Here is a 23,610-nt window from a genome sequence, read left to right on the forward strand (position 1 = left end):
TGATCAAAGCCTTCGGAATTTATTGATCTAAAACAAGAACCCCAACTAATTAACCCCTTAGGGGTATTTATACAAATATGTCAAAAACTACAATTTGTATGAACTTAAATGACAATTTATTAATGGCAATTGTGAACTATGCTTAGTTCAGATTAATTGTGATATTAGGGATTTCAGTGGTAGACCTAGCAAAGCGTAGCTTTTTTTCTCGTAACAAAATCGATGATACATCAATCCGCCTGCCTTGGCTGGATAAAGCTACTGTTTTTACCGATCTATGTACTCGCTGTGGCAAATGTGCAGAAAAGTGTGAAACCAGCATTATTGTCAAAGGTGACGGCGGTTTCCCTACGGTAGATTTCTCTATCGACGAGTGCACCTTTTGCTATCAATGCGCTGAAGTATGCCCTGAATCACTGTTTCTACCTAAATCAGAACAACCTTGGAATGCAAAAGCGCTAATCAATGACAGTTGTTTAGCCTTCAATAATGTCGAATGCCGAAGCTGTGGCGATATGTGCGAAACCATGGCAATTAAATTCAAACTAGAAATCGGCAAAGTCGCGCAACCAGAAATAGAGCTTGATGAGTGTAGTGGCTGTGGTGCCTGCGTAGCAGTCTGCCCTACCTCATCAATCAATGTGAGCAATTTAGTTTAATACGGAATCAATCTATGTCACTTAACGAAGTGCATATTTCTAGCTTAGTCGTCCATTGCGATCCTCAGCACCTTAATGAGGTCAAGGATCAAATCGAGCAATACGAAAACGCAGAGATTTATGGTGATAGCCCTGAAGGGAAAATCGTCGTGGTTTTGGAAACAGAAAACCAAGGCTTTATCACCGATACCATTGAAGCAATAAACAATCTATCAAATGTCCTGAGTACTGCTTTGGTTTATCACCAAATCGAAACAGATCTCGACGACGATGCAAACAATAACAACACTGGAACTCAACATTCCCAAACTGAGGGTGAAGTATGAAGATGACAAGACGAGCGTTTGTGAAAGCAAACGCAGCAGCATCAGCAGCAGCTGTCGCAGGTATCACTCTACCAGCGTCTGCTACTAACCTGATCGCTAGCTCAGACCAAACAAAAATTACCTGGGACAAAGCGCCTTGTCGTTTCTGCGGTACTGGTTGTTCTGTTCTTGTTGGTACACAAAACGGCAAAGTCGTGGCAACTCAGGGTGACCCTGAAGCACCAGTTAACAAAGGTCTTAACTGTATCAAAGGTTACTTCCTGTCTAAGATCATGTACGGTCAGGACCGTCTGACTCAACCTCTGCTTCGCATGAAGAATGGTCAATACGACAAAGAAGGTGAATTTACTCCAGTTTCTTGGGACGTAGCGTTCGACACTATGGCTGAGAAATGGAAAGAAGCACTTAAGAAGCAAGGCCCTTCTGGTGTAGGTATGTTCGGTTCAGGTCAGTGGACTGTAATGGAAGGTTACGCTGCTGCTAAGATGATGAAAGCAGGCTTCCGCTCTAACAACATCGACCCGAATGCTCGTCACTGTATGGCGTCTGCGGTAGGTGCATTTATGCGTACCTTCGGTATCGATGAACCTATGGGTTGTTATGATGACTTTGAAGCTGCGGATTCATTCGTACTTTGGGGTTCAAACATGGCAGAAATGCACCCAGTACTTTGGACTCGTATTACTGACCGTCGTCTAAGCCACCCACATGTTAAAGTAAACGTACTGTCTACTTACTATCACCGTTCTTTTGAGCTTGCGGACAAAGGTTACATTTTTGAACCTCAGTCAGACCTTGCGATTGCGAACTTTATCGCAAATTACATCATTGAAAACGATGCGGTAAACTGGGACTTCGTTAACAAGCACACTAACTTCAAACAGACTGCAACTGATATCGGTTACGGTCTTCGTGATGACGATCCGCTACAAAAAGCGGCTGCTAATCCGAACTCAGGCAAAATGTCTTCTATCTCGTTTGAAGAGTACAAAAAATCCGTTGCCCCATACACGGTAGAAAAAGCGTCTGAGATGTCAGGCGTGTCTAAAGAGCAACTGATTGAACTTGCTAAGCAGTATGCAGATCCTGACACTAAAGTAATGTCACTCTGGACTATGGGTATGAACCAACATACTCGTGGTGTTTGGATGAACAGTCTGATTTACAACATCCACCTACTGACAGGTAAAATTGCTACTCCTGGTAACAGCCCGTTCTCGTTAACTGGTCAGCCATCAGCGTGTGGTACTGCTCGTGAGGTTGGTACATTCGCTCACCGTCTACCAGCAGACATGGTTGTCGCTAACCCTAAACACCGTAAGATTGCAGAAGGCATCTGGAACATCCCTGATGGTGTTATTCCACCAAAACCAGGTTACCACGCCGTTCTTCAAGATCGCATGCTTCGCGACGGTAAGCTGAACGCTTACTGGGTAATGTGTAACAACAACATGCAAGCTGGTCCAAACATTAACGGTGAGCGTCTACCGGGTTACCGCAACCCAGAAAACTTCATTGTATGTTCTGACCCATACCCAACAGCAACGGCACAAGCCGCTGACCTGGTTCTTCCTACGGCAATGTGGATTGAGAAAGAAGGCGCTTACGGTAACGCAGAACGTCGTACTCAAGCTTGGTACCAACAAGTTGATACTGTTGGTGAAGCAAAATCTGACTTATGGCAGGTAATGGAGTTCTCTAAACGCTTCAAGATGGAAGAAGTTTGGACTGAAGAACAACTTGCAAAAGCACCACAATACCGTGGCAAAACTATGTACGACATGCTGTTTGCTAATGGTGTTATCAACAAGTTCCCTATTGAAGAAGCTCGTGAACTCAACGACGATGCACATCACTTCGGTTACTACGTACAGAAAGGTCTGTTCGAAGAATACGCAGAATTTGGTCGCGGCCACGGTCACGATTTAGCGCCATATGACGTTTACCATCAAGTTCGTGGTCTACGTTGGCCAGTAGTCGATGGCAAAGAAACGCTATGGCGTTACAAAGAAGGCTCAGATCCATATGCCAAAGCTGGTTCTGGCTGGGATTTCTACGGTAAGCCTGACGGAAAAGCACTTATCATTTCTGCTCCATATGAAGCGCCACCAGAGTCACCGGACTCAGAGTTCGACATGTGGCTATGTACAGGCCGTGTTCTTGAACACTGGCACACAGGTACTATGACCCGCCGTGTACCTGAACTATACAAAGCAGTACCGGATGCTGTGTGTTACATGCACCCTGCTGATGCTAAAGCGCGCGGCGTTCGTCGTGGTGAAGAAGTTCTGATTGCAAACAAACGTGGCGAAGTACGCGTTCGTGTTGAGACACGTGGCCGTAACCGTCCACCAGAAGGTCTGGTCTTCGTACCATTCTTCGATGCACGCATTCTGATCAACAAATTGATTCTGGACGCAACTGATCCTCTGTCAAAACAGACGGACTTCAAAAAGTGTCCTGTGAAGATCACTAAGATTGCGTAAGTTTGCATGCCCTGACTGCCACAGCAGTCAGGGACAAGAATTTAGCCGATTGGCGGAGAATTAATAATGAAAAAATTCCTAATTGCACTGTTATCTGTTGGTGCTTTAATGAGTGGTGCGGCTGTAGCTGAGCTTGAAAATCCTGGCGGTATTGGCGGTTTAGAGTCACTACGTGGTGTGAGTGAGCTTGAAGCAACACGTCCTGCTGATGACTTTAAGAAGTATCCTCGTGAGCAGGTATTGGATAGCAGCTTCGTTTACCAACCACCATTGATTCCACACAACATCCGTAGCTACGAAGTGTCTCTGAACGCGAATAAGTGTCTGGCTTGTCACAGCTGGAAAAACGCCAAAGAGATGGGCGCGACTAAGATCAGCGTAACTCACTATGTAAACCGTGAAGATGCAGTTCTGGCTGACGTATCTCCTCGTCGTTACTTCTGTCTTCAGTGTCATGTTCCTCAGGCAAACGCAAAACCGCTTGTTGAAAATGAATTTAAGAGTGTAGATGCGCTTAAATAAGCAGCACGTGAGTAAATAAGAGGCTATCTATGAAATTATTGAAAGCGTTTTGGAAGCGATTGGCAACCCCGAGTAAAGCTGCGGTAGGCGTAGTGTTATTCATGGGTTTTGCTGGTGGTCTTCTATTCTGGGGCGCATTTAACACCGGGATGGAGGCAACCAATACAGAAGAGTTCTGTTCTGGCTGTCACGCTCCTATCGTTGCAGAGATTCAGGAGACGATTCACTACTCTAACCGTTCAGGTGTTCGTGCTATCTGTTCTGACTGTCACGTACCTCACGAATGGACTGATAAGATCGTTCGTAAAGTTCAGGCTTCAAAAGAGTTGTTCGCTCACTTTGTTACTAAGACGATCGATACTCCTGAGAAGTTTCAACAGCGTCGTGCTCACCTCGCTGAACGAGAGTGGGCTCGTCTGAAGAAGAATGACTCACTTGAGTGTCGTAACTGTCACGAGTTCGAGTACATGGACTTCTCAGAGCAAGGCTCGCGTAGTGCGAAACAACACTCTACTGCCCTGGCATCTGGTGAGAAAACGTGTGTAGATTGCCACAAAGGTATCGCACACAAACTTCCAGACATGCATGGCGTAGAAGGCTGGCAATAAGGAGCACAGACAATGAGTACTTTAGAATCCGTTATCTGGCACATCCTCGGTTATGGTGCCATGCCGTTTATCATCTTATCTGGCTTTGCGGTCGTCGCTGCAGTTTCTTTATGGATACTGTCGTTAGGTAAAGATAAAGAACTGGATTAACCCCCTATTACGCTTAAACAATTTTTGCCTATTTTGTATCAAGCGTAAAAAAACCACCGCATTTGCGGTGGTTTTTTTAACTTTAGACTTCAGGGTAACCCTGAGGGTTATTTGACTGCCAGCGCCAGGTGTCGCTCGTCATTTCATTCAATGTTCGCGTTGCCTGCCACTCCAGCTCTTTTCTCGCTTTAGCTGGGTCTGCCCAACATTCGGCAATATCGCCTGGACGACGCTCAACAATCTGATATGGAACACGCATACCAGACGCTTGCTCAAACGCTTTAACCATTTCTAATACGCTGTATCCATTACCTGTACCAAGGTTATAGATGTGAAGGCCAGACTTATCGCCAACTTTCTGTAATGCAGCAATATGGCCGTCCGATAAATCCATGACGTGGATGTAGTCTCGGACTCCTGTCCCATCTTTAGTTGGGTAGTCATCACCAAATACAGACAGGAACTCACGTCGACCGACAGCAACCTGAGAAACAAACGGCATCAGGTTATTAGGAATGCCCTGAGGATCTTCACCAAGGTCGCCAGATGGGTGCGAACCAACCGGGTTAAAGTAACGCAGCAGTGTGATGCTCCAGTCTGGGTTGGCTTTCTGGAAATCCGTCAGACACTCTTCAACCATGAGCTTACTGCGACCGTAAGGGTTGGTCGCACTGGTTGGGAAGTCTTCAGTAATTGGCACACTGGCAGGATCACCGTAAACGGTAGCAGAAGATGAAAAGACCAGCGTCTTAACATCAGCTTCACGCATCGCGTCTACCAGAACTAAGGTACCGTTTACGTTGTTATCATAATATTCCAACGGTTTAGCCACTGACTCACCGACCGCTTTCAAACCAGCAAAATGAATAACTGCTTGAATATTCTGGCTCTTTAGCACATCGATTAATAGGCTCTTGTTACGAATGTCGCCCTCGATAAACTTAGGTCTTACCCCCGTTACCCCTTCGATTCTATCCAACACTGACGCTTTGCTGTTGTACAGGTTGTCGAAAATAACCGGCGTCATTCCCGCCTCAATCATTTGTATACAGGTATGACTGCCAATGTAGCCCATGCCACCAGTAACTAAAATATTCATAACACTAACCTTCTGAATTATTGTGGCAAATATTAACCAAAACCTACTTTCAAATATAGGCTATCGCACACTATTTTGACCAAACTAGCCGTGATTGATGACAAAGCGACCTTTGCCGCTCGCTTTTGCCTGATACATGGCGGTATCTGCGGCCTTAAGTAACTCGTCCATGCTTTTATCGTAATCTTCGACAAAATGAACGCCGATACTTGCGCCAACCTTAAGTTGTCTACCTTTGTAGATAATCTCTTTTTGGATCAGAGCGACTAATCGCTCTGCAAGTATTGAGACCGATTGCTTGGTGGTAGAGTTAATCATAATCACAAATTCATCACCGGATAATCGTGCAACCAGGTCGTTACTTCTGACTTGCGAGAGAAGACGGTCAGAAACCTGTTTTAATACTTCGTCACCCGCATCATGACCATAGGTATCATTAACACCTTTAAAGCCATCCAGATCGAGATAGAGTAACGCCAGGCCATCTTTGCCACTGCGCTCACCGCTTAGAACTTCGGAAAGTACCCGGTAAAGTTTGGCGCGATTCGCCAGTCCTGTTAATGAATCGTGGTGAGCTAAGTGCTCCAGTCTTTCCATCTCTTTTAGATTAGAGAGGTCTGTCAGGATATAAACAAAGTCAAAGGCGTTCTCATCATCGTTGTTGACGATCCGTGACACCTTGGCAAACATAGGCACTTTGTGACCAAAGAAGTGTTTTTCCCAAACCTCGCCCTGCCACTGTCCATAATTGATTACCGCCTCTTTTATTGTTGGCATCAGAGAACGAAACTGCTGCCACTCAAAGATCTGTTCGGTTTTCTTGCCAAGGAGGGAGTCTTGAGAGTAACCCAATAGCAATGTCAAAGCTGGGTTGACCATTGTAATCACATCATTCTCATCGGTAACTATCAATGCATCCTGGCTATGTTCAAACACGCCTGCTGCAAGACGTTGTCTTTGTAATGCCATTTCAACTTCAGTGACATCCTGAATAGCAAACAGCACTTGCCCCAACTTGCTTAGCTTAGCGCTGCTCACTTGAAGCAGTTGACGCTGTTCAAACACGTCCGTTACCCAGAACTGTTGATCGACGAATTCCTGCTGCTGTTTGATTGCCTGTTCAATTAGCGTTGATTTTCCACCATCGATAAAATCGAGAATACTAGCCCCTTTAAGGTATGCGCTGGTGCAGCGAAACACCTGACACGCAGACTCATTAAAGTGAATGATCTGCCCTTTAGAGTTAACCACCACCAAGGCATGTTTTACCGCCTCAACCACTTGGTTCGCAAATGACTTCTCTTCTTCCAGCTTGTCTAGTGTGTGCTCTACTTGCAAGTCTCTTTGTTTAAGTCGGTCTAGCATGGTGTTGAACGCCGACACTAAAGCCCCTATTTCATCGTTAGCGGCTGGCGTGATGTTAAGATCCGTCTGCTTCCTGTCAATAAAAGAGCGCATACCAAGGTTAAGCCGGTAAACAGGATTAACGATGTATTTTTGGACCGTCATATAGAGCACGATTCCTGCAAGCGTCAGCAAGACTAAAAACATCAGGCTATTTAACAGCGCACTATCGTAGAGCTCTTTGAAAGATGATTTTGAAATGATCACTCTTAAGTAGGCAATGATTTCATTTTCTAGTTCTACCGGAACCAATAGAAAAATATGCTCGCTACCAATTGAATAGCCTTGATGGCTAATTTCCATTCGTTGGCGCTCGGTAGGTACTGGCGCCACTGGGCCATCGCCCTCATACATAGCAAACAGCTGGCCATCGGATGTATAGAGTTTAACTCTAGAGACTTCGTCATCAGCGGAGAAAGCATCGAGAACCTCTGTCGCGGCCAAACTGTCATCAAAAAGAATTGCTGCCTGAAGGTTAAACGCTACCCCTTTTGCCAACACACCGACGCGGTCAATGAGATTGTCTTTTTGTGTATCAAACGCATGGAAAAAGGCAAAGCCCTGAGACAAGACAAAGATCAAGCCAGTAAAAACAATAATCGGAATGATTAATTTACTTTTTAAAGATAGGTCGTTGAGCGATTTCATTTTAACTCTCCCTCAACATCAGATACGCGCAGAAAATTTGAAGAAATACGATAACTCCCCACATTACCAAGGTTCACTTTGGGTTTTATCTTGCCTGCCTTTGTCACTAACTCAACCGCGCCACCATAGTCGGTAAATCTTAAGACATCGCTTACTGTCACGGTATTTTTCGGCATAGTTTTCAGCATGGTTAAATTGGTGCGCTGGCTTATAAACACCACATCACACCCTTGACTGGTGATATGGATTGGCTTATTCCGCACCGTTTTTCCTTCGGCAATTTCGCTCATTATGCTTCTTATCTCATCGCTGTCCGGTACGCAGATATTTATGCTCGACATCCGATCTTCGTTCTGCCAATGGATAAAACTCACTATCCGGTAGAGATAAACCGCTTTGACTTGTTCAGGGCTAAAAGCGGCGTATGCCAATTGCGAACTTAGCATCAAAACTAAGCCCATAGCGCCGAACACCCTAAACAATTTAGTATTCATAGCTTAGCCTTAACGCAACTAACTGTTCGCGTTTATAAAAACTACTCACATCCTCGTAGTAACCCTGCTTTTCCCCTAAATTCTGCACCAATAACTCAACTAACGGTGCTTTTGAACTATGCTGCCAGGCGAGCCTCACATCAAGAGCAACAACATTGTCTAACTGAACATTGGTCTCGTAGTTGACCTCCTGTCCCTTCAACAACATGTCTAACTGAACCTGCTGACTGACCTGCCACAGCATTTGCAATGACGCTAAGTGTTGAGAATCCAGTGACATAAGACCTTCAGCACTACCGTTACTATTCGCTGAAGGCTGCCAGTCATGATCAAGGGTTAAGTAACTATAGCTGCCGTATAAAGAAAATGAATCGTTGACCATCCAATGTGCTGCGACTTCCACACCAAAAGAGTCAACCAGATAGTCGTAATTAAGCTGATAGAGATCGATCTGGTCGTAGCCCGGATAGCGGCTTTGATACTCAATGCCGACAATATTGTCGTAATGGCTGTAAAACAGCGTCGTATCAAGTTCGATGCCCGCCGCCATAAAACGATATCCCGCATCATAGGTAATCACGCTTTCTAAATCCCTGTCGGCGGCAGGAAGCGTCATTTGATAGAAATACATCAACTTACTCGGATCGCTGCTACAATCCTCACTGCCAGGGCAATACAATTTGTTAGCAATAAACGCCGAGTTGGTGTCCATATAGGACGGTGCAACAATGCTTCGTCCTACACCTAGCCAGATACTGCTGTTGAAATCTAAATCATAAATGCCACGTAGTTGAGGTGATAGTTCCAAGTTATCGCCTTGCTCAAAGTACTCTGCTTTAACCCCAAATACGGTTTTAAAATTGCTGCTCCACTGCCCCTCATGCTGGATATAACTATTAACAATGCTGTCCGCTGCAGACTCGATATTGTAGAGACGAATATAATAATCAACCGCATTGAGGTCATAGCCTGCTAGTTGATGGAACAGATCAAGGGCGATGTAACGATATCCACCACCATAGATAATGTTATGTTTGGCTGTTAGCTGTGTAGAAAAGTTGAACTCTGCATCAAAGGTCGAATACTTCCCTGGCGCATCGTAAGCGGTGTCATAGTTTTGCTGTAACCAAAAGCGGTAATTACTTTCCGTGTTATCAGACAGAGTCTGCATGGTATCAAGCTGAGCGTAGTAGGAATGACTGTCTATGGTTTCGATATTGGAGCTGGTACCCGTTGAGACCCCACCTGAATAGTTGACTGTATATAGTGCCTGGTCAACGCCACTTTTCTCTCCACCGAAACGCAAAACCCATTGGTTTGAGTTCTCAACCACGATTCCTGCGTTGTGTGTCCGCCAATGTTTATCTGGACTTATCGGTCGATAGGCTTCCGATTTGTGCTTGTAGTATGCTCGCGCATATATGTATTGGGACAATTGCAGTCCCTGCCGGACAGATAAGTCATAACTACCATATTGCTGATAGCTCGCTGAGACTAAACCACCCTGAGTCTGCCTGGCGGTTTTGGTGACAATGTTAATCACGCCATTTTCAGCATTGCCTCCCCAGATAGAACCAGCAGGTCCTCTAAGCACTTCAATCCTGTCGATATCCTCGATCGGGTAATCGACATCTGCCCAGTAGACACCACCATAAATAGGGCTATAAAGGCTTCGCCCGTCCTGCAGTACCAGCATCTTATTAAACAGGCCGCTATGGAAGCCACGAGCGGATACCGTGGGTTCTGTAGCTGAATAGTGGCTGACTCGCATACCAGGAACCATTGCCAAAGCGTCGGCCAGTGTTCGCACACCACTTCTTTGAATACGTTCACCATCAAGTACATAAACTGCTGCAGGAGTATCCGTCAAATCCTGAGCAAATTTTGATGCGGTCTCTACAGTCACATCGAGCATAGAAAGTTCTTCTAAACTCATAGACATAAGCTCGTTGAGATCGCCTTCAGCATAGGCGATAGTCGTAGTGGTCGTTAGAACTAAGGAAAGCAGTGTTGGTCGTAACATCCATTTACCTGAATATATTAGCAATGTGTATTATTTCATTTATCAATATTTAATTACATACAGCACAAAATACTTTTTTAGGTTTGTTGGTGAAATAATGAAACCGATCACTGTTTAATTTAGTCAATTGAAACATGTTACTAAGTGATTTGATTAGGGAATTCTTTCATTGATGATAAAACGTTCAATCAGTCTCAATTGTGACATGGGTGAAAGCTTTGGTTCATGGAAAATGGGCAATGACAGTGCCGTTATGCCCCACATTGACATGGCAAATATCGCCTGTGGTTTTCACGCGTCTGACCCCAAAATCATGAGCGACACCATAAAGCTCGCGATTGCCCACAATGTGCAGGTCGGTGCCCACCCCAGCTATCCAGATCTACAAGGCTTTGGTCGCCGGAGCATACCTCTCTCTGTAGAAGAGATAACCTCAATGCTTATCTATCAGATAGGTGCGATCAAAGGGCTATGTGAAAGCCACAACACAGAGCTCAGCTACGTAAAGCCCCACGGAGCGCTTTACAATGACATGCAGAAGGATATGACCATATTTGAAGCGGTGGTTGATGCTGTCTCAAGCTTTAACCTGCCTCTGATGACATTAGCTGTCACCGACAATCAAAAGTTACTCGATATAGCCGACAGATATGACGTACCGCTTCTGTTTGAAGCGTTTTCAGATCGTCACTATCTGGCAAATGGTCAATTAGCCCCACGCAGTTTGCCTAACGCTGTGCTAGGCAGTGAAGAAGAGATCCTCAATCAGGTACAACAGATCGTTCAATATGGCAAAGTTCGCACTATCGATGGTTTTTCGATTGCCCTCGATGCGGATACCATTTGCGTCCACGGCGATAACCCGCAGAGCATTCGTGTTATCGAAAAAATCAGAGCGTTAATCAATGGCGAGGGAAGTAGCGGATGAAAATAGAAACGTCAATCGATCCGGTCGCGGAGTGTTCGATTCTCATTCGCTTCCACAGTTCACCGAACGATCACCTATCGTGGGTTATTGGTGAAATCAGCCACTACCTTAGTAATCAACTCGGTACATGGGTAATGAATGTCACTCCCTCTTTTGACTCAATCCTAGTCGACTATTTACCTCATCGAGTATCCATCTTTGAGTTCGTTCCTTACCTTGAAAAACTCGTCACAGAAGCCTTGCATCATATGCCAGAGTTCCACCAGCCAGAAGTCATAGAGCTACCTGTCTATTACGATGCCGCTGTCGGGCCAGATCTCGCTCTATATACGCAACAAGGGCTTGAGGTCGAGGATGTTATTTCACGTCACTGCAATACAGAATATACCGTTGGTGCGATTGGTTTTTCAGCTGGATTTGCATTTTTAACCGATGTTGATCCAACGATTCAATTACCTCGCAAAGCCACACCTAGAGTCAGCTTACCTAAAGGCAGCGTCGGTATTGCTAATAATCAGACCGCAATTTATCCGAGCGATAGTCCAGGTGGGTGGAATATTATTGGTAACTGCCCTATCGAACTTTACCATCCAAACAACACTCCAATCCTACCCTTTACTATTGGTACCCGGATACGTTTCAGGCGCATTGATGGAAATGAATTCCTCACTCTCGGTGGACGCATTACGGAGGGGTGGCAATGAACAACGAACAATTTATTGAAGTCATCAAACCGGGCCAGCAGACGTTGATTCAGGATTTCGGCCGATTTGGCCTCGCCCACTACGGGATCACTCAGGGTGGGCCTGTTGATGATTACGCCTATAGCTGGGCCAATCACCTGCTCGGTAATACCGTTAACATGCCGACACTCGAAATTACCTTGGGTCAGGCAGAGTTTCTTATCCACTCGACCTGTGAAATGGCAATCGCAGGCGGTGATTTAGGTGCCAGGCTTGATGGCATCCCGCTCGACAACTGGTCAACGTTTAAAGCCCTTAAAGGTCAGCGATTAACCTTTGGTCTGCCGAAAAATGGTTTACGTAGTTATCTGGCCATTACTGGTGGCTTTTTGGTTTCTCCGCAGCTTGGCAGCGCTGCAACCGTCACTCGCGACCAACTCGGTGGTTTAGCTGATGGCTACCCACTATCACTGGGCGATGTACTTAAGTTTACTCCACACGTACCCAGAGCACGCTCAGTACAGATGACGTTCCGTTATAAGCCGGATTACAACTTACCGATTGAACTGCGTCTTATCGAAGGGTATCAGGTCAGCGATTTTTCCCGTGACTCAATCAATGCCCTTTATGAACTTGAGTTTGATGTCAGTCAGCTAGTCAGTCGTATGGGCTATCGACTCTCGGGGAATCAGATAGCAGTACCCGACAAAGAGTACCTGAGTGAAGGAATCGCTCTTGGTTCGGTTCAAGTTCCTCCTAACGGTGAACCTATTATCTTACTTAATGACAGGCAGACCATAGGTGGATACCCAAAAATCGGCTGCGTAGCACGTATAGACTTGCCGCGCCTTGCTCAGGCTAAGCCAGGTCAAAAGGTACGTTTTGTGCGAGGTGATTTGCTAGGTTTGCAAGATGTATGGTGTCAGTGGGCAAGATTCTTTGGTTACTAGGGCCTGTTAATCAGGCCCTTAGGTTTACTGACCGTAGTATTGAGCGAGTTGTTGCGGATAGGTTCTGAGCTCAGCTAGCTGCTTAGCTTTTTGCTCTATCTCAGTGCTAGTTAAAGCCAGAGTAACCGGGTGTAGCTGCTCGATAGTCTGGCTCTGGTAATCAAATAATTGCCACTGTTCAACCAGCTTGATCGCCGCTTCATAGGCGGATGAACCTTTGACAACTTCGACCCGAGCGTAATGCTTACCTTCAAAGGTTACGTCCGCAGCCCTTAGCGTGTCATCTTTACCCGGAATTTGTTGTGCGCCAAACAAGGGGGTACCAAATTCGTGCGCGCGCTGATAATCAGGGATAAATCGCGACATATGCTCGATAGCACGACGACTACGCTCGACTATCACCTCTTCATCCCACCCTTTCTGGATTTTGCTTTTCAGCCTTAACGGCAGGCTCGGCTGCGACGAAGCATTATCAGACGCCACCAGACCGTCTTCAAATAAGGTAATGTCTTTGGTCATACCATGTAACTGAAAGATCCCATCAGGATAAGGCGTTAACTGAGCCATACCATTTGGCGTACCTCGTGGACCGTGAAAGATAACCTCAGGCCAAAGTTCCTGACATTCAGGCCAGTTCGTTACGTAGGCGGCTTTAAACTCAACCAATCGCTCACGGGGTTTTTGCGCCAAATCATCAATGGAACCGGTCTCGTAGCCACAAGCATTAACCAAATACTCGACATGTAAGAACTCGACCTGTCCGTCACTATCTAAGCACTCTAACGCCCAACCTTGTTCAGACTCTTCAACACCAATCACCTGCGTGTCTGTCTTTAACTGGCAATTGGGCATTTTCTCTAATGCCAGGGTGGCGGAAGCCGCAATACGAAAGACGCTCCAACCATATTCTTGTACCGCGACAACCGGAAACTTCAACACTTCTAAGTCAGTATGCTTAGCAAACGGTATCAACCACTCATCAATCGTTGAAGGCTGAGCAGGCTGTTCTAACTCGGCTAAGGCTTCAATCTCATCGCGGCTATAGAATTTGTAGTAATCGGCGGGTTCACCCAAAACCTTATTGGCTGAATCTTTCTCAACCAGTTGTGCATAACAGTCCTGAATAGTGATCAGACGTTCATACAACTCTTCCGGGCTCCCTCCGTCACTGTATGGAACCGCAATGACGGTTGGGCGCTTATTGACGGTTTGCGGGTAAAGTCTGATGGTGTCAATTGACTGCTTTAGTAATTCTATGCACTGCTCTGTGGAGATCTCTCTGTACAAATTTCCACCAGCATGAAGATGACAGATCGGCGGCCCACTAACTAATCCAGATCCTTTCTCGATCAGGTGGACATTTAAACCTAGCTCCGCCATGTGAACAGCGGCTGTTGCACCAGCGATACCACCGCCAATAATAGCGACGCTCGGGGTATGGGTTGATTGCGATTCAGGTTGCATTAATGTGGCTAATTCGTTCATTCTCAGGATATTTTACTGCCAATACCGAGTGAATAAAATCACAATTTTTGCATGGTGAATTTATGACATTTTGACGAAAAAAAAATGAAAAAAATGCTTGACTCAAAAATGATGAAACAGGAAATAATCACTGCTGTGAATAACAAATCGGTGACGAGCTTTTGCTATACAGGCTTGTGAGAATTTCCAACTTATCTACAGGCCAAGTTATCCCAAACTTTATCCACCGTTTTTGTGGATAACTGAATAACCTGGCCATTCAGATTTAGCTAACTGCCTTATTTATAGGGGTTAGTAGCCCTTTTATCAGGCTGTTAACAACCAAAGCCAGTGTGAAGAAAGTCGCTATTGGTAAGGTAATCCACAAGGTGAGATGCAGATTAGGTTCTAGATCAAAGCCGTAAACCATTAGCGCCCCCACCACCAACTCCGATCCCAATGCGGCGATCAAAGCGGCGATCAAAGACATCATGCCATATTCAGCCCAAATGGTTTGTTCAACGCGCTTTTTACTTGCACCTAAAGTACGGTAAAGCTGAATCTCTTCCTGACGTTGACCAAGACTTAATCGCAACAGAGTAAAGATCAGCAACAATCCTGACAGAACTCCGATGCCAGCTAGCAATGTTATAGACCAGACAATCTGTTCAAGTAGCTGCTGGATTTTCGCTCCCATAACTCTGATATCCATCAAACTCACTGTCGGATATTGACGGGACAGTCCATTAAGTAACTCGTTGTCACTTTCCTCGACACGGAAACTGACCAGATAAGTGGCCGGAATCTCTGCTAACACATCTTTAGTAAAGATAAAGTAGAAGTTCGGCTTCATATCACGCCACTCTACTGCACGTATCGAATTTACAATTGCCGACACTGGCTGACTGTTGATAACAAAGCCAAGCTTATCGCCAACTTCAATCCCCAGCTCTTCAGCGACATCTTGCTCGACTGACACACCGTTAGCCTGCGTCCACTGCCCTGTCACCACTTCATTATGTGCCGGAATCCCATCGGCAAAAGTGAAGTTTATCTCTCGTCTTAACGCATCACTGGACTCGCGTCCATTTGCCACTGATTTGGCGTCGACACCATTAACATCCACTAAACGGCCACGAATAATTGGGTAATCTAGCGAGCGCTCGATGTTGTTGTCATCAAGGACTTTTAAATAGCCATCCTTTTCATAAGGAGCAATATTCAGCGCGAATGCGTTGGGCGCATCTTTAGGTATGGTACGACTCCAGTCAGACAGTAGATCGGTTCTCACTAGCCACATGGTGGCGAGCAACATCAGTGATAAGGCTAACGCACCAAACTGAATTCCAGTCGCTGCGGTTGAGCGGTTGATACGGCTCAGAGCCAATTTTAACGCCGGCGAAAGTGGCATTCTGGCAAGAGACTTAGTGATCGCAACGCTCAGTAGTCCAAGCACTAAAAACAGTCCGCCCATACCTGCAAGAACGATCCAAACCAAAAGGTTGTCATAATAAGCGACTAACATTGGCACCAACGGGAATAGCAGTAACAGGAACCTACGCTTACTCTGTTGGGAAACCGCCTGTGACTGCATAACATTGACGGCACTAACGTTGATCAGACCCAATAGTGGAATTCCCAATGCTGGAACTGCGATAAGAATACTGGTGGTAATTGCAATCAGCGCTGGCTTAATGCCGTAACCAGGCAGCGGATTTGGTAGCAGATCCACAAGAGGAATTCTCAGCAAGAACTCGAGTAGCATCCCCAGTGATGTGCCGAATACAATTGCGGTCACCAATAAGATAGATACCTGAGTGAGTAACCAGCGCGTTACCCAACGTTTGCTTGCGCCAAGACTCTTCAGCATGGCAATCGTCTTTCGCCTGGTAGTGACATAATGCTGACAGGTAAGCACTAACGTGGTGGCGGCCATTATGATTACAATCGCAACGGTCAAAGAGAGGTATTGCTCCGTTCTCTGAAACACTTCATTAGTGCGGCTGGCACTATTTTGGTCTCGCCAACGGTCACTAGGCGTGAGTTTTACGTTCGCTTTTAACAGCTCAATGTCGCTTTCGTCCCCGTCGATGAACAGGCTGTATCTGACTCGACTACCAATCTGAATCGCTCCGGTTTTATCTAAATCGTCACTATGAATAAATGCAGACGGCATCTGTTGGAAAGGATTGAAACTAAGACCTGGCTCTTCAACAACTCGCCCACTGATAACGAAATCGGCATCACCCACTGTGACACTGTCACCAATATCAACTTGAAGCTGTGAGAACAGACGCTCATCCAGCCATAGTTCGCCTGGTTTTACCGCAGAAAACTCACTGTTGTCATCACTAAGACGAAAATCCCCTTGTAACGGGTATTGGCTATCAACCGCTTTAACGGTAATCAGCTTCATGCTGTCTTCGCTAAATGCCATGGTTCCAAATCGAGTTTGTAGCGATGTGGTCAGTTCACTTTCGGCAACTAACTGAGTTAGTGAAGGAGGAATAGGGTTGGAAGATGTAAAGACCGTATCGGCCGTTAAGGCCTGCTTGCCCTGTTTGACTACCACCTGCTCCATTCGTTCTGCCAATGCAGTCAAAGCAAATATACAGGCAATAATCATCACAAGCGCGATGGCGACAGGCCACAATTGCCCCTGCCTTATTTCACTAATGCTCCAGCGCACCATCTGACTATTGAATGCACCGTGATTTGATTTCCCCATCACGACTCCTCCAACTGGCCAGCTTTCATAGTCAAAACTCGATCACAACGCTTGGCAAGCTTCTGGTCGTGTGTAACCAGAACTAAGGTTGTTCCGTGCTTTTTATTCAGATCAAACAGCAGTTCAATAATTGTGCTCGCGGTATGTTCATCAAGGTTACCCGTTGGTTCATCAGCAAACAGAACCTTTGGCTGAATCATAAAAGCCCGTGCAAGAGCGACACGTTGTTGCTCTCCGCCAGATAACTGGGTTGGTGAGTGATGGATACGACTACCTAACCCAACCGATTCTAGAAGAGTCATCGCGCGCTGTTTGTCTTCCTTGTCACCTTTCAACAAGCAAGGCAAGGTGACATTATCTAAAGCACTAAGGCTTGGGATAAGTAAAAAGCTTTGAAAAACGAAGCCAACCGACTCGCTACGAATCGCTGCTCTCGCTTCATCATCTAAGCTATGCAGAGATTGACCAAGCAGGCTAACTTCACCACTGGTCGGTATATCTAACCCCGCCAGCAATGTCATAAGGGTCGACTTACCAGCTCCCGATGTCCCTACAATTGCAACACTTTCTCCCTCCTGAATATCAAGATTGACATTTTCAAGGATTGTTAATTGCTCTTGTTTAGTAGAGACTATCTTGGACAATGATTGTGCTTTAATAACGGACGTTTGCATGTTTCGACTACTTTCCTTTGTACTTTTACTGACTGCTTTTAACCCTGCCTACAGCAAAACCCTGATGATACTTGGCGACAGCCTGAGTGCTGGCTACCAAATGTCTATTGAACAGGCTTGGCCTTCTCTTCTTACGCAAGATCTTGCCGATAAAGATCAAGATGTTAACGTGGTTAATGCTAGCATCTCTGGTGACACTACGGGCAATGGTTTAGCCCGTCTGCCAAAATTACTTGAACAACATCAACCAGACTACGTTCTGATCGAACTAGGTGCCAATGACGGACTGCGTGGTTTTCCCCCTGGCCTGATCGGTAATAACTTAACTCAAATGGTCGCCTTGATTAGGCAAGCCGATGCAAAACCAATGATCATGCAAATCCACGTCTTACCTAACTATGGTAAGCGCTATACTGAGGCTTTTTCATCCATCTTCCCTTCTACAGCGGAAAAACTCGATGTGCCGTTGCTGCCCTTCTTTCTTGAAGGCGTCATTGTAAACCCTGACTGGATGATGAGTGATGGTCTTCACCCGAAACCAGAAGCGCAAGCATGGATTTCAGATTTTGTTGCCAATCAGTTAATTAATCACTTCTAGTTGCTTTAGCTCAATGAACTTTACACAGCTTTACGATAATTTGCTCAGATACCGTTAGTAGGTGAAGGATAAGAAATGATTATAAAACCTGTAATAGATGGTGTTGTAGCGCGTAGTGCGCATCCATTAGGCTGTGAGCAAGCCGTTCTAAACCAGATTGAATATGTAAAGGCATCACAGCCAATTACCAATGGTCCCAAGCGCGTTCTGATTATTGGTGGTTCGTCTGGTTTTGGTCTCGCTTCGCGCATTGCTCTCACATTTGGAGCACAAGCGGATACCATTAGCGTTTCATTTGAAAAGAAACCGTCGGAAAAAGGCACTGGGTCAGCAGGTTTCTATAATGATTACTACTTCAAACGACACGCAAAGCGCGCTGGGCGAGTAGCGGTTAATATCCACGGTGACGCCTTTTCTCAACAAATTAAAGATGACGTTGTCGAAGCTATCGAAACCTATTTCGAAGGCGAAGTTGACTTAGTCATCTACAGCGTTGCTTCCGGTATGCGCCCTAAAGCCGAGTCCGGCCAGTTCTGGCGCTCAGCGATTAAACCTATTGGCCAACCAGTATCAGGGACAACTCTGGTACTTGAAAACGATCAATGGCATAACTCAACCCTTGAACCTGCCACCGAAGAAGAAGCAGAAGCGACTCGAAAAGTGATGGGTGGTGAAGACTGGGAAGCCTGGATTGATGCTCTGATCAACTCTGAGTCTGTCGCTAAAGGCTGCAAGACCATTGCCTTCTCTTATATTGGTCCAGAGATCACTCACCCTATTTATCTGGATGGTACTTTAGGCCGTGCTAAGATCGACCTGCATCAAACCAGCCATGCGTTGAACTTGAAACTCGCCAACTTTGATGGCGGAGCTTACGCGACGGTGTGTAAAGCGCTGGTAACGAAGGCAAGTGTTTTTATTCCGGGTTTAACTCCTTACATCATTGCTCTGTATAAAGTGATGAAAGAAAAAGGCACTCACGAAGGGTGTATCGAACAAATGCAGCGTCTGTTCAGCAGTAAACTTTATGGCGGAGAACAGGTTCCAGTGGATGGGGAAAGACTCATTCGCATGGACGATTGGGAATTGGATCCTGAAACACAGGCTCGCGTTAAACAACTGCTTGATGAAATCAATAGCGATAACTTTATGCAGTTAGGCGATTACCAGGGTTTTAAACATGAATTTCTTAACTTAAACGGGTTTGATATAGACGGAGTTGATTACTCCAGCAAGATCGATACTGATAAGTTTATAAAATGAAGTTATTGTTTTAGAACCTTGTGTCACTTTTAAGACAAAGTGTATTGATTGCCCCATAGCTGAGTCTAGGGGCTTTTTTTTACCAATTTCATCATGCATCCTAACTCTTTGTGCCACCCGGCGTTTAATTATTGAACAAATCTCTACTCGTATGTGCATCGTAGCGACTATCCTTAAAACAGAGTGCAAGGAATGCCCTCATACCAATTTAATCAACAGGGAGTTTGTATGTCTAAATTAAATACAGACAACATGGTTATTCCTGATGAAATGAGCTCGGGATGGCAAGTTATTGTCAATCTGTTGGCTGAGATTGTCGATGTGCCAGCAGCTTTGATCATGCGTGTGCATAAGAAACATATCGAGGTATTTACCGCCAATAACAATCACACTCACCCTTATCAGATAGGCGACGCTGAAAGTTTGGGTAAAGGTTTGTATTGTGAGACAGTGATTAACGAAAGTCGTCAGCTGTTGGTTGCTAATGCCGCGAAAGATCCGGATTGGTGCAACAATCCGGATATGAGATTTGGCTTGGTCGCATACTGCGGCTTACCTTTACGTTGGCCAAATGGAAAAACATTCGGCACGATTTGTGTCCTCGATAGTAAAGAAAATCCATTTAACGACACCTATCAACAGTTGTTAATGTCGTTTCGCAATTCGATTGAAGCTCAGCTTGAAACCATTTTTCAGAATCATCACTTACAGCAACTCAATAGTGAACTGGAGTCTCGCGTTCAGACTCGTACCCAAGATTTGGTCGATCTTAATTTCTCTCTCAACCAGGAGATCGATAAACGTCGCGCTGCAGAACGTCAGGTGCGCTATCAGCAACTTCATGACTTAGGAACAGGTTTCCTTAATCGTTCAGCTTTGGAGCACGAAGCAACGCGCCTGATTAAAGACGTTTCCACCAGTAAGACACATAAAGTCGGCGTACTGCATGTTGGATTTACTAACGGGCGCCGTATTCAGTCCAAATATGGTTACTCCACTTGGGAGCACATCCTGATTGAATTTCGCCAACGTCTACATCAGCACTCTGCTCTTAATGTCATTACTGCGCGTCCTAGCTCTACCGATCTGGTGTTTATATTTGAGAGCGACGATTACGACAATGACATTAACCTACTCTGTCAGGAGTTGGTTGAAGTCAGCCAATCTAAATTTGCCGTAGAGGGGGAAAGCCTCCATTTACACAGCTACATTGGCGTCTCCAGTTCGGATGAAAGTCACTGTGCCAAAAGCCTGCTCAAGTATGCCGCTGAAGCAATGCAATCTTGTAAAGACTCTGGTCATAAGTTCAGTTTTTACTCACAAGATATCTCTGACACACAAAAGAGCATCAGCCAGTTAGAGAGCTACTTACTCCAGGCTGTACGCAATGATGACCTGCTACTCTATTTTCAGCCTAAGGTCTCACCAGAAACTCATCGCTGGGTAGGTGCTGAAGCTCTACTTAGGTGGCGTCACCCAATTCTCGGCGACATTTCCAACGAGACACTGATTCACCTGGCAGAGCAAAATGGTCTTATCTTTGAAGTTGGCAGTTTTGTACTGCGCTCGGCGATACAAAAAGCAGCCGAGTGGTCGGTAAAAATTGAAGACTTTAAAGTCAGCGTCAATGTCTCTGCCGTACAGTTGCAAAGTCCACAGTTTGTTACCCAGCTCCAGGATCTGCTCAATGCTTACCGCCTGCCTGCTCATTATTTAGAACTCGAAATCACTGAAAGTGGCTTGATCGCTGACGAAGTTGTTGCGCGTAATACGCTTCAGTCACTGAGCGAACTTGGCGTTACATTGTCACTTGATGATTTTGGAACTGGCTACGCATCGTTCAATTACCTCAAAAAATTCCCATTTGATGCAATTAAAATCGACAAAAGCTTTGTCCACCAGCTTGATGAAAGTGAAGAAGACAAAGAAATTGTCCGTTCAATCATCAACATTGCACAAAAACTCAATCTTCAGGTCACGGTCGAAGGGATTGAGAATCCTGATCATGAAGCCTTTATCCTTGCTGAAGGCTGTGATGTCGGTCAAGGCTATCTGTATGGTCGACCAATGCCGTACGACGAGTTTGAAGCCAACCTGTTTAACCAAATATCTTCTACAATCAAATACACTTATTCATAACGGCAGCAGTAAGCGCTTTACTCTCTGGCGAGCGGTTTCTATAATCCTCGCCTTTCGTGTTTCCCAATCGATGAAATCAATATGGATCAGTTAACTGCTAAGCTAAAGAAAATTGAAAAACAGAACTACCGCGCGTATCAGCAAATCAAAGGCGATTACGACTTCGGTGACTACACCTTCCATATTGATCATGTTCAGGGAGACCCATACGCTTCGGCTTCACGAGTTCGTGCTGTACGTCCTTGGTCGGTAACAGGATTAGCCTGGCTGTTAGATAAATCGGCACAATATCAAATCGCAGCGCGAGATTTTATTGCCCGTACCTTTGCCCAGCTTTCGAAACAGGAATCATCTCTTAGCATCAGCTTAACGGGACAGGCAGTATTAGATAGCACTGCGGTTTTGTTTACGGATCAGGGTATCGAACTGCGTTTTCGCGTCAACCTGCCAGCAGAAGGCCGCTCCGTGTTGGGTAAAAAGGCCGACAACCTGTTGACCTTCCATCTGCCAAAGTTTATTCGTCGTGCCACTCTGGAGCGCGAGCTTGACCTAGAAGCACTGAAGAAACATTGTGAAGTGGTTGAAGATCAGGCGTCTTTGCGTAGTCAACTCGATAAATTGGGTCTGTTAGCATTCGTTGGTAATGGCTCGATCTTGCCACGCGTTGCGGGAAATTGCGATTTACCGATGAAAGATGCAGTCCCGTTTGTCGCTCCACAATCTCTCGAAGTGACTATCGAAACACCGAATATGGGTTCAATTACGGGTTTGGGAATCAAAAAAGGGATTACCTTAATCGTGGGTGGCGGCTTCCACGGTAAGTCTACTCTGTTAACCGCTATTGAACGTTCTATCTATGACCACATTCCTGGTGATGGCCGTGAATACATTGTCACCAATCAAAACGCGATGAAGATCCGCGCAGAAGACGGTCGTTGTGTACACAGCCTTAATCTGTCCAACTACATCAATCACCTGCCAATGGGTAAAGACACAAGTGACTTTTCGACTCAGGATGCGTCGGGGTCAACTTCGCAAGCGGCCTGGTTACAAGAGTCTATTGAAGCCGGTGCTAACGGTCTGTTGATTGATGAAGACACTTCCGCAACCAACTTTATGATTCGCGATGAACGCATGCAGGCATTAGTGAGTAAAGGCGATGAGCCGATTACTCCACTGGTCGATCGTATTGGTCAGTTAAGAGACCATCTCGATATCTCAACGATTATCGTAATGGGTGGTTCGGGCGACTATCTCGATGTTGCCGATACTGTCATTCAGATGCACGACTATCAGCCAGTTGATGTTACCGAGAAAGCGAAGCAAGTTGTGCTTCAGCATCCAACTGAGCGCCATAACGAAAGTGAATCTAGTCTGGAGACTTTCCGCCCACGCAGTTTGAACTGTGCTGCACTGCAAAAGATCCTGCTTGATGGTAAGTTTCGTGTCGCTGCAAAAGGGTTAGAGTCACTGCGCTTCGGCAAAGAGTTTACCGACTTAACTGCGCTAGAGCAGCTTGAATCGAGTGCCGAAGTCAATGCCATTGGCTGGCTATGGTTCCAACTGGCGCAACGTCCGGGCTGGTCAAACAATCCGGCTAAAGAGATCAGAGAGATGCTCTACGGTGACTGGTCAGCACTAATGCCAAACCAAGGCGATCTTGCTAAACCACGTCCATTGGACGTGATGGCGGCACTGAATAGAATGCGTAGATCTCAATTTAAAGCTTCCAACTAATCTTTAACGATTAACTAATGTATAAAA

The 23,610-nt window shown here is 45.6% G+C and carries 20 protein-coding genes; 13 read left to right on the forward strand and 7 right to left on the reverse strand.

Features of this window, described 5'->3' with window-relative positions; all coding sequences use genetic code 11:
* Window positions 1–176 precede the first annotated feature (176 nt).
* The 6 genes from napF (at window position 177) to RH46_RS21715 (ending at window position 4,751) form a co-directional block, all read left to right on the forward strand.
* Window positions 177–659: a ferredoxin-type protein NapF gene (gene napF / locus RH46_RS03715; RefSeq protein WP_006878064.1), complete on the forward strand. Its 483-nt coding sequence runs from the start codon at window positions 177–179 to the stop codon at window positions 657–659.
* A 14-nt stretch (window positions 660–673) separates the two neighbouring features.
* On the forward strand, window positions 674–985 hold the full coding sequence (locus RH46_RS03720) for a chaperone NapD (protein WP_006878065.1): 312 nt from the start codon (window positions 674–676) through the stop codon (window positions 983–985).
* On the forward strand, window positions 982–3,471 hold the full coding sequence (gene napA / locus RH46_RS03725) for a periplasmic nitrate reductase subunit alpha (protein WP_006878066.1): 2,490 nt from the start codon (window positions 982–984) through the stop codon (window positions 3,469–3,471). The genes RH46_RS03720 and napA overlap by 4 nt, the downstream gene beginning before the upstream one ends.
* A gap of 66 nt (window positions 3,472–3,537) precedes the next feature.
* On the forward strand, window positions 3,538–3,993 hold the full coding sequence (locus RH46_RS03730; RefSeq protein ID WP_006878067.1) for a nitrate reductase cytochrome c-type subunit: 456 nt from the start codon (window positions 3,538–3,540) through the stop codon (window positions 3,991–3,993).
* A 29-nt stretch (window positions 3,994–4,022) separates the two neighbouring features.
* Entirely contained in the window at window positions 4,023–4,601 is a 579-nt protein-coding gene (locus RH46_RS03735; RefSeq protein WP_006878068.1) for a NapC/NirT family cytochrome c, read from the forward strand.
* 12 nt (window positions 4,602–4,613) lie between these two features.
* A complete protein-coding gene (locus RH46_RS21715; RefSeq protein ID WP_006878069.1) occupies window positions 4,614–4,751 on the forward strand; it encodes a TIGR02808 family protein in 138 nt (45 codons plus the stop codon).
* 82 nt (window positions 4,752–4,833) lie between these two features.
* Here RH46_RS21715 and galE read toward each other — a convergent pair whose 3' ends face one another.
* The 4 genes from galE to RH46_RS03755 all read right to left on the reverse strand — a co-directional run bounded on the left by galE (window position 4,834) and on the right by RH46_RS03755 (window position 10,419).
* Entirely contained in the window at window positions 4,834–5,850 is a 1,017-nt protein-coding gene (gene galE / locus RH46_RS03740; RefSeq protein WP_006878070.1) for a UDP-glucose 4-epimerase GalE, read from the reverse strand.
* Between the two features lie 84 nt (window positions 5,851–5,934).
* Window positions 5,935–7,902 (reverse strand): sensor domain-containing diguanylate cyclase, encoded by a 1,968-nt coding sequence (locus RH46_RS03745; protein ID WP_006878071.1) that lies wholly within the window; start codon window positions 7,900–7,902, stop codon window positions 5,935–5,937.
* Entirely contained in the window at window positions 7,899–8,396 is a 498-nt protein-coding gene (locus tag RH46_RS03750; protein WP_006878072.1) for a YfiR family protein, read from the reverse strand. The genes RH46_RS03745 and RH46_RS03750 overlap by 4 nt, the downstream gene beginning before the upstream one ends.
* Complete coding sequence (locus RH46_RS03755) at window positions 8,386–10,419, reverse strand: TonB-dependent receptor plug domain-containing protein (protein ID WP_006878073.1); 2,034 nt, start codon at window positions 10,417–10,419, stop codon at window positions 8,386–8,388. Before RH46_RS03755 ends, RH46_RS03750 begins: the two co-directional genes overlap by 11 nt.
* Window positions 10,420–10,591: 172 nt before the next feature.
* On the opposite strand from RH46_RS03755, the gene RH46_RS03760 reads away from it, so the two are divergent.
* From RH46_RS03760 to RH46_RS03770, 3 genes are read left to right on the forward strand one after another with little or no spacing between them, the layout of a single operon-like run.
* On the forward strand, window positions 10,592–11,347 hold the full coding sequence (locus RH46_RS03760) for a 5-oxoprolinase subunit PxpA (RefSeq protein WP_006878074.1): 756 nt from the start codon (window positions 10,592–10,594) through the stop codon (window positions 11,345–11,347).
* On the forward strand, window positions 11,344–12,051 hold the full coding sequence (locus RH46_RS03765; RefSeq protein WP_006878075.1) for a 5-oxoprolinase subunit B family protein: 708 nt from the start codon (window positions 11,344–11,346) through the stop codon (window positions 12,049–12,051). The genes RH46_RS03760 and RH46_RS03765 overlap by 4 nt, the downstream gene beginning before the upstream one ends.
* Window positions 12,048–12,980, forward strand: a complete 933-nt coding sequence (locus RH46_RS03770) for a 5-oxoprolinase subunit C family protein (RefSeq protein WP_006878076.1) — start codon at window positions 12,048–12,050, stop codon at window positions 12,978–12,980. Before RH46_RS03765 ends, RH46_RS03770 begins: the two co-directional genes overlap by 4 nt.
* A 24-nt stretch (window positions 12,981–13,004) precedes the next feature.
* On the opposite strand, the gene RH46_RS03775 is transcribed toward RH46_RS03770, so the two are convergent.
* The 3 genes from RH46_RS03775 to RH46_RS03785 all read right to left on the reverse strand — a co-directional run bounded on the left by RH46_RS03775 (window position 13,005) and on the right by RH46_RS03785 (window position 17,846).
* Complete coding sequence (locus RH46_RS03775; protein ID WP_006878077.1) at window positions 13,005–14,465, reverse strand: FAD-dependent oxidoreductase; 1,461 nt, start codon at window positions 14,463–14,465, stop codon at window positions 13,005–13,007.
* A gap of 265 nt (window positions 14,466–14,730) precedes the next feature.
* Window positions 14,731–17,172, reverse strand: a complete 2,442-nt coding sequence (locus RH46_RS03780) for an ABC transporter permease (RefSeq protein ID WP_006878078.1) — start codon at window positions 17,170–17,172, stop codon at window positions 14,731–14,733.
* Window positions 17,172–17,846, reverse strand: a complete 675-nt coding sequence (locus tag RH46_RS03785) for an ABC transporter ATP-binding protein (RefSeq protein ID WP_006878079.1) — start codon at window positions 17,844–17,846, stop codon at window positions 17,172–17,174. The genes RH46_RS03780 and RH46_RS03785 overlap by 1 nt, the downstream gene beginning before the upstream one ends.
* Here RH46_RS03785 and RH46_RS03790 point away from each other — a divergent pair.
* From RH46_RS03790 to RH46_RS03805, 4 genes are all read left to right on the forward strand, one after another.
* Window positions 17,845–18,444: an arylesterase gene (locus tag RH46_RS03790; RefSeq protein ID WP_006878080.1), complete on the forward strand. Its 600-nt coding sequence runs from the start codon at window positions 17,845–17,847 to the stop codon at window positions 18,442–18,444. The genes RH46_RS03785 and RH46_RS03790 overlap by 2 nt on opposite strands.
* A 75-nt stretch (window positions 18,445–18,519) precedes the next feature.
* A complete protein-coding gene (gene fabV / locus RH46_RS03795) occupies window positions 18,520–19,707 on the forward strand; it encodes an enoyl-ACP reductase FabV (protein ID WP_006878081.1) in 1,188 nt (395 codons plus the stop codon).
* 228 nt (window positions 19,708–19,935) lie between these two features.
* Window positions 19,936–21,846: a sensor domain-containing phosphodiesterase gene (locus tag RH46_RS03800; protein WP_006878082.1), complete on the forward strand. Its 1,911-nt coding sequence runs from the start codon at window positions 19,936–19,938 to the stop codon at window positions 21,844–21,846.
* A gap of 81 nt (window positions 21,847–21,927) precedes the next feature.
* Complete coding sequence (locus RH46_RS03805) at window positions 21,928–23,583, forward strand: ABC-ATPase domain-containing protein (protein ID WP_006878083.1); 1,656 nt, start codon at window positions 21,928–21,930, stop codon at window positions 23,581–23,583.
* Window positions 23,584–23,610 lie beyond the last annotated feature (27 nt).

This window comes from Vibrio brasiliensis LMG 20546, from assembly GCF_000189255.1.
GTDB classification, from domain to species: Bacteria; Pseudomonadota; Gammaproteobacteria; order Enterobacterales; family Vibrionaceae; genus Vibrio; species Vibrio brasiliensis.

Bases quoted from the DNA above. Each gene is read 5' to 3' on its own strand.
- RH46_RS03730 (WP_006878067.1), top strand. From the start codon at position 3,538: ATGAAAAAATTCCTAATTGCACTGTTATCTGTTGGTGCTTTAATGAGT.
- napA (WP_006878066.1), top strand. From the start codon at position 982: ATGAAGATGACAAGACGAGCGTTTGTGAAAGCAAACGCAGCAGCATCA.
- RH46_RS03760 (WP_006878074.1), top strand. From the start codon at position 10,592: ATGATAAAACGTTCAATCAGTCTCAATTGTGACATGGGTGAAAGCTTT.
- RH46_RS03745 (WP_006878071.1), bottom strand. From the start codon at position 7,902: ATGAAATCGCTCAACGACCTATCTTTAAAAAGTAAATTAATCATTCCG.
- galE (WP_006878070.1), bottom strand. From the start codon at position 5,850: ATGAATATTTTAGTTACTGGTGGCATGGGCTACATTGGCAGTCATACC.
- RH46_RS03780 (WP_006878078.1), bottom strand. From the start codon at position 17,172: ATGGGGAAATCAAATCACGGTGCATTCAATAGTCAGATGGTGCGCTGG.
- RH46_RS03755 (WP_006878073.1), bottom strand. From the start codon at position 10,419: ATGTTACGACCAACACTGCTTTCCTTAGTTCTAACGACCACTACGACT.
- RH46_RS03765 (WP_006878075.1), top strand. From the start codon at position 11,344: ATGAAAATAGAAACGTCAATCGATCCGGTCGCGGAGTGTTCGATTCTC.
- fabV (WP_006878081.1), top strand. From the start codon at position 18,520: ATGATTATAAAACCTGTAATAGATGGTGTTGTAGCGCGTAGTGCGCAT.
- RH46_RS03735 (WP_006878068.1), top strand. From the start codon at position 4,023: ATGAAATTATTGAAAGCGTTTTGGAAGCGATTGGCAACCCCGAGTAAA.
- RH46_RS03720 (WP_006878065.1), top strand. From the start codon at position 674: ATGTCACTTAACGAAGTGCATATTTCTAGCTTAGTCGTCCATTGCGAT.
- RH46_RS03805 (WP_006878083.1), top strand. From the start codon at position 21,928: ATGGATCAGTTAACTGCTAAGCTAAAGAAAATTGAAAAACAGAACTAC.
- RH46_RS21715 (WP_006878069.1), top strand. From the start codon at position 4,614: ATGAGTACTTTAGAATCCGTTATCTGGCACATCCTCGGTTATGGTGCC.
- RH46_RS03775 (WP_006878077.1), bottom strand. From the start codon at position 14,465: ATGAACGAATTAGCCACATTAATGCAACCTGAATCGCAATCAACCCAT.
- RH46_RS03800 (WP_006878082.1), top strand. From the start codon at position 19,936: ATGTCTAAATTAAATACAGACAACATGGTTATTCCTGATGAAATGAGC.
- RH46_RS03790 (WP_006878080.1), top strand. From the start codon at position 17,845: ATGTTTCGACTACTTTCCTTTGTACTTTTACTGACTGCTTTTAACCCT.
- RH46_RS03770 (WP_006878076.1), top strand. From the start codon at position 12,048: ATGAACAACGAACAATTTATTGAAGTCATCAAACCGGGCCAGCAGACG.
- RH46_RS03750 (WP_006878072.1), bottom strand. From the start codon at position 8,396: ATGAATACTAAATTGTTTAGGGTGTTCGGCGCTATGGGCTTAGTTTTG.
- RH46_RS03785 (WP_006878079.1), bottom strand. From the start codon at position 17,846: ATGCAAACGTCCGTTATTAAAGCACAATCATTGTCCAAGATAGTCTCT.